This is a genomic window from Sphingomonas sp. T1 (assembly GCF_902506585.1).
Classification (GTDB): domain Bacteria; phylum Pseudomonadota; class Alphaproteobacteria; order Sphingomonadales; family Sphingomonadaceae; genus Sphingomonas; species Sphingomonas aerolata.
Map to the genome: position 1 here is coordinate 26,083 of NZ_LR733887.1, position 6,069 is coordinate 32,151.

A 6,069-nucleotide genomic window follows, 5' to 3' on the forward strand; every position below is an offset into this window, starting at 1 on the left:
AGCGGCAGAACCGTCTGCCCGCCTCGAAGATCAGACGCTGAAAACTGGCAGCACATGTTCTGCCAGCTCGTCGATCGCCTCGCTGAACGGCCGCCGCAGCGGCTTCATGTTGAGCGCGACGTGGTTTACGCCCTCGTCCCGCTGACGCAGCCAATGCTGGACGAGCGCCTTGCGCCCACCCCGCATGCCGGCGCCGCCAATCTGCAGCGGTGCGTCCGGATCAGTACTCAGGTCGAACATCGTGCCGTAGCCGTAAGGACGGAAGCTTCCATCTCCACCGCTGCGCCAATCGGCGATGACCGCAGCAAGCCGGTTCGGATTGCTGAGATGCCAGATCCAGCCGTCCGTGTTCCGGCCTAGCCAGTCGAAGTCCTGACCGGCGCGCCCGATCGCAAGGACGGGGAGCCGGGGTGCGACGGGTTTGGGCAGCATGTCGAGCGTCCCATCCAGGGTTCCGTAGAATTGAGACTGGTGCCGCGGGAACGACTGTTCGGTCGCAGCCCGGATCACGGCCAGCGCATCACGATACCGTTTCCCTCGATTGCCGATATCGCTGCCGAACGCCGCAAACTCTGACGGTCGATCTCCGGTGGCAAGGCCGAGGATGAAGCGGCCACCGGTCAGCCGGTCGAGGCTGACCGCCTGCTTTGCGACAATCAACGGGTCGCGCAGCGGCGAGATGATGCCGGCGGTCCCGATCGCGATCCGCCGGGTTTGTGCTGCCAGCCATCCGGCATAGACCATTGGGTCGACGACTTGGCCAGTATCGCCGAAGCTTGGATCGTAGAAGGGCACGTCGCGCAGCCAGATCGCCGTCATGTCGGTGGCGTCCACCTGACGCGCGGCCTCGAGATGGCGCTCCAATATCGGCCACGGCGCGTCGGGATATCCCTCCAACGGGGCGATGAGTCCGAATGTCAGGCGATCCGCCTGGAACACCCGGGCATAGCCCGGATGTGCCTGTACCGACGCGAGAGGGGGCGGACCGGCGATCGGTGTCGCCGACGAAGGCGCCGGGCAGGGCTTCATGCCTGCGCGCTCCGCTGACCGAGACGCGCCACGACGGGCACGAAGATCATGGCGAGAACGGCGATGGCAGCGGCGATGTAGCCGATGCTGCCGATGCCAAGATTGCTGATCGCGGCCCCGCCAATGATGGCACCGAGCCCGATGCCGGCATTCGCCATCGACACGTTGAGCGTACCGGCAAGCGCCTGAGCCTTGTCCGCCGCCTTCATTACCCGCACCTGACAGATCGGATAGAGCGCGGTGTTGCCGAGCCCCCATACCGCAAGTGCAAGTCCCAGCCAGACGTAATTGCCGGCGGCCGGCACCGTTGCCACCATGCCGACCGCCAGCACCGCGACACCGATGAAAGTGGCCTGTAGCGGGCTGCGGCCGACCAGGTGCCCACCCAGCCAATTACCGCCAAGGCCGACCACACCGAAGCCCATCAGCCACCAGCCCACCGCGCCCGACGGGATGCCCGCCACCTTTTCAAGCAGATCCGCTAGATAGGTATACGCCGTGAACATGGCGGTGAATACGAGCACCGACAGCGCGAGGTTCGCAAGGAACACGGGCTTGCGCAGGATGCGAAGCTGTTCGCCAAGCTGCACGCGTCCGGGCTTCGCAACCTTGGGCATGACCATTGCGAGCAGCCCCGCCATCGTCAGCGACAGGCCCGCAAGAATCCAGAAGGTACCGCGCCAACCAAGGGCATCGCCGACCAGCGTGCCGAGCGGGATGCCGAAGACCATTGCACCAGCGATACCCATGTAGACGTTGGCAACAGCCTTGGCCGAACGCTCGGGTCCGGCCAGCTCGCCGGCAGTCTCGCTGGCCGTGCCCCAGAAGACCGGCAAGGCGACTGCCGGGATGAAGCGTGCCAGTGCCAGAACCCAGATGTTAGGTGCAGCGGCCGCCAGAGCGTTCGCGCCCGCAAAGACGAGCAGCAGGATAATGAACAGGCGCTTGCGGTCGAAGTGCGCGACAAGCCCGGTGAGCACGGGGCCGACCAGCATGACGGTAAACGCGAACAGTGTGACCAGCCAGCCGGCGGTGGCGACCGACACCTCAAGGTCGCGTGCGAGGGAAGGCAGCAGACCGACGATGATGAATTCGGTCGTGACGATAATGAACGCCGAGATGGCAAGCAGCAGAACGGCGAGTCCGCCACCCGGCTTCGTGGCTTGCGCGGCGCCGGGTACTGATTGTGCGATAGTGGACAAGGGGACCTCCGATACAGACCATCCATTTGGCGTTGACGTACCGGCAATGCTTGCGGCATTAATTCGTGAGACTCTTTCCTTGAGGTCAATAATGCGAGAACCGGCTGATGCTTCCATCGGAACGTCTTAAAGGCATCGACGCGTTCGTGGCCGCCGCTGACCTCGGTAGCTTTACGGCGGCTGCGAAGCATCTGAACTTTACCGTGTCGGCGATCAGCAAGAGCGTGGCTCGGCTCGAAGAAAGGCTGAACTCCCGCCTGTTTGAGCGAACCACGCGCTCGCTGCGGCTGACCGACGCAGGTGCTGAATTCTATACCACCTGCGTGCGGGTGCTTGGCGATCTGGCGGATGCGGAGACGGCTCTGGCGGCGCATGGCTCCGAGCCGGTCGGGCGGATCAAGGTAGATATGCCCGTTACCTTCGGACGGCGCCGCGTCATGCCGATCCTGCTGCGCTTCCTTGAGGCGCATCCAGGCCTGCGCCCGCATCTGACCTTCACCGATCGCAAGATCGATATCATTGAGGAAGGTGTCGACGTGGCGGTCCGGATCGGAGCCAGCCAGATCCTGGCAGATGGGTTGGCCAGTCGTCACATCGGCACCGAACGCATCATCTTCTGCGCTGCGCCCGCCTTTCTCGACCGCCATGGAATGCCCGCCGACATCGAGCGGCTGATGCTGCTCCCCGGCATTCCCTATGGACGGTCCGATGGCAGCATCTCGCCGTGGAAGTTTGCCGGACCGGGAGGTACCGAGCTACGCGCGGCGCCCGCCCGAATGGTGCTGGGCAGCGCCGAAGCCCAGGTAGAAGCGGTCAAGGCCGGATTTGGTGCTGCGCAGCTGGCGACCTGGCTTGTCACGGACGAACTGCAAAGCGGTCAACTGGTGCAGGTGCTTCCGGATCAGGCCACTGAGGGGCTGCCGTTGCACCTTGTCTGGCCTAAACTTGGACAGCTGAGCCTGAAAATCGACGCAGCGCTTGCTGTCCTGAGCAACGAACTGCGGATCGACTGAGGAAGCCGAACACAATCATTCCTGGGGAAGTTGGGGAGCGGTGAAACCGGCGTGAACGTCCGGGTATGGATCGCCGCAGCCGCAGCTTTAAATATCACGTTATTGAGTGGACGTCTGATACTGGAATGGGCAACGCCCGCAAGCTAGGCCCCAGCTTTAATCGCCGCCAAGATTGCGGATCCTGTAAGGTCCTGATCGCTTTGCAAGCGGCTGTCCCTTCCAGCTAAGCTGTACCAGCCCGTCGCTGACTAGCTCGTCTATCGCTTCGTGGACTGCAGGCATTGCGCTGCGCCAATCCTGTGCAATGGAACGCGCCACTTCGCTTGGGCATATCGTCGCCCCCGGTGCGCGGCGCTCGAGCAGGGAAAGAGTGGCCGCCTTCGGATCCGTCATTCAGACTGCGTCAACCGCGCACTCCAGCTGGTCAAGCTGCTATTGGCGTTCGGTGCCTTCCTCAGGCAGCGCATGCGACGCGATTTGTCAGATGGATTAGCAGGGACGCGGGACCACATGAATGACCGCGCGCTTACCAGACTCGTCAATACCGGTTTGTGCGGCATTTTTGGGGCCACGCGGATCATCGATAGCCCGCAGCCTGAAGCTCGAACAGTTCTGCATAATGGCCCCCGGCAGCAAGCAAGTCGTCATGGGTACCTGATGCCTCCACCTTCCCGTCGCTGAGGACCAAGATGCGGTCTGCCATGCGAACGCTGGAGAAGCGGTGCGAGATCAGCACCGCCGACCGTCCCGCGCTTAATTCCCGGAAGCGCTGAAACACCTCGTACTCGGCGCGCGCGTCCAGCGCTGCGGTAGGTTCGTCGAGGATCAACACCTGGGCATCGCGCATATAGGCGCGAGCGATCGCCATCTTCTGCCATTCGCCACCGGAAAGGTCGACACCGTTCCTGAACCGCTTGCCGATCATCTGGTCGTAACCGTCAGGCAGTTTGGCAACAACGCCGTCGGCGAGCGCAGCGGACGCTGCCGCCTCGATCCGCTCGCGATCACCGCGCGCCTCGATACGACCTACCGCGATGTTGTCTGCGGCGGGTAGGTTGTAACGCACGAAGTCCTGAAAGATTACGCCGATCGCGGCGCGCAGACCGTCGAGATCATATTCGCGCAGGTCGCGTCCATCGAGCAGGACACGGCCCTCTACCGGATCATACAGTCGGGCCAGCAGTTTCACGAGCGTGGTCTTGCCTGCGCCGTTCTCGCCGACCAGTGCGACCACCTCGCCAGGTCCCAGCGCGAACGACAGGTGCCGCACCGCCCATCGTTCGGCGCCCGGATAGCGAAAGCCTACATCCTCGAAGACAAAGCCTTGGCAGACGGGATCGGGGAATGGCAGCGCTCCCTCCGGTGAGCGGATGCCGGGCTCGGTCCGAAAGAAGGAGAACAGGTCGTCGATGTACAATGCCTGGCCGGCGGTGGAGGAAAAGCCGGTAAGCAATCCTTCCAGCAGTCCGCGGAGTCGCAGGAACGAGGCCGCGAGGAAGGTGAGGTCGCCGATGGAGATCGACCCGGTCACCGCGCGCCAGGCGATGTAGGCGTAGGCCGCGTAATAGGCGATCGTACCAAGAGCGGCGAAGCCCGAGCCCCAAACCGCCCGGCGCAGCGCCAACCGTCGGCTCGCGCTGTAAGTGTCGCGTGAGATGGTGCGATAGCGGTCGATCAGAAAAGGGCTGAGGCCGAAGATCTTGACCTCCTTGGCCGTATCCGCACTGGCGGCGACCTGGCGTACGTAATCGAGTTCGCGCCGCTGCGGCGTACGCATGTAGCTGAGCGCGTAGCTCAGCGCGTTGAAGTGCGCTTCGCCGAGGAACGAGGGCACCAGAGCGACGGCGAGCAGCACGATCTGCCACGGGGCGTAAACGACCAGGCCCGCAGCGAAGGTCACAACCGTGATGATGTCCTGGGCCTGGCCGAATAGTTGCCCCATCAGGGACATGCGGCCGCTGGCCTGCATGCGCGCGCGGTCCATGCGATCCTGGAAGGCCGCGTCTTCGAAGTCGGCGAGATCCAGAGTTGCAGCGTGCTCCATCAACCTAACGCTTGCGTCATTGCTGACCCGATCGGATAGGAGCCCGTCGACGAGCGATACGATCCGACCAAGGAGGTCGGATGCGACCGCCAAGGCGAATTCGGCCAGTAGCAGTGCCTCCAGCCGATCGAGCAGGCTGGAGCCCAGCCATCCCGTGAGCCCAGCCGGACGAGCCGTTAAGTGGGTAAGGTGCACGACCTCATCGATGATGAGCTTGCCCACGAACAGCGTCGCCACGGGCAGAAGCGCTCGCACCAGCCGCACGGCAACCGTCGTGGCGGTAAGAGCCCTGCTGCTACCCCACACCATGGCGAGGAAGGGTGGCAAATTACGCAACGCGCCTAGTCGCTCACGCCACGTGGTCGGACGGACGGGTATACCGCCACGCCCTTGTCTTACGCCGTTTGCCATTCAGCTACTCCGAAATGACAGGCTGTCGGCCGCTTCGGACCTGAGTGCTGGAGGTGATGAGGTCAGTTGCATGATCCCCGATACACAGTCGTTGGTATCAGGGGTACTCGCGGTTTCCCCTCCAAGTTGTGATTTGGAATGTCTATTTGGGCTGCGGTTGCACCTGTCAGCAGCTAAAATCGCGGGCGGATGAATGAGGGTCTGAAGTTGGGAAACGGGGAAGGGCGCGTGGATGGCCGAATATGTGAAGGAAATCGGGCACCGGCAGGTGTACGATTTCCTCCAAAGCAGGAAGCCGCGGGCCTCGGATGCTGACCTATGGGTTTTTCGGTTTTCGGCTGCTGGGCCGCCGGGCGGGACAGCCCGCAGC

5 protein-coding genes are annotated in these 6,069 nt (G+C 63.3%); 1 reads left to right on the forward strand and 4 read right to left on the reverse strand.

Annotation, left to right across the window (positions count from 1 at the left end; genetic code table 11):
* Positions 1–30 precede the first annotated feature (30 nt).
* Both GV027_RS18890 and GV027_RS18895 read right to left on the reverse strand, forming a co-directional pair.
* The gene (locus GV027_RS18890) at positions 31–1,029 is read right to left on the reverse strand and encodes an LLM class oxidoreductase (protein ID WP_159513191.1); all 999 of its coding nucleotides are present in this window, start codon (positions 1,027–1,029) and stop codon (positions 31–33) included.
* Complete coding sequence (locus GV027_RS18895) at positions 1,026–2,348, reverse strand: MFS transporter (RefSeq protein WP_159513192.1); 1,323 nt, start codon at positions 2,346–2,348, stop codon at positions 1,026–1,028. Before GV027_RS18895 ends, GV027_RS18890 begins: the two co-directional genes overlap by 4 nt.
* Between GV027_RS18895 and GV027_RS18900 the strand changes: the two genes are divergently transcribed.
* Positions 2,339–3,244, forward strand: a complete 906-nt coding sequence (locus GV027_RS18900; RefSeq protein ID WP_159513193.1) for a LysR family transcriptional regulator — start codon at positions 2,339–2,341, stop codon at positions 3,242–3,244. The genes GV027_RS18895 and GV027_RS18900 overlap by 10 nt on opposite strands.
* A gap of 156 nt (positions 3,245–3,400) precedes the next feature.
* Here GV027_RS18900 and GV027_RS18905 read toward each other — a convergent pair whose 3' ends face one another.
* Together GV027_RS18905 and GV027_RS18910 are read right to left on the reverse strand one after the other, a co-directional pair.
* On the reverse strand, positions 3,401–3,637 hold the full coding sequence (locus GV027_RS18905) for a DUF3253 domain-containing protein (RefSeq protein WP_159513194.1): 237 nt from the start codon (positions 3,635–3,637) through the stop codon (positions 3,401–3,403).
* 184 nt (positions 3,638–3,821) lie between these two features.
* Entirely contained in the window at positions 3,822–5,525 is a 1,704-nt protein-coding gene (locus GV027_RS18910) for an ABC transporter ATP-binding protein (RefSeq protein WP_236559386.1), read from the reverse strand.
* Between the last annotated feature and the right edge of the window lie 544 nt (positions 5,526–6,069).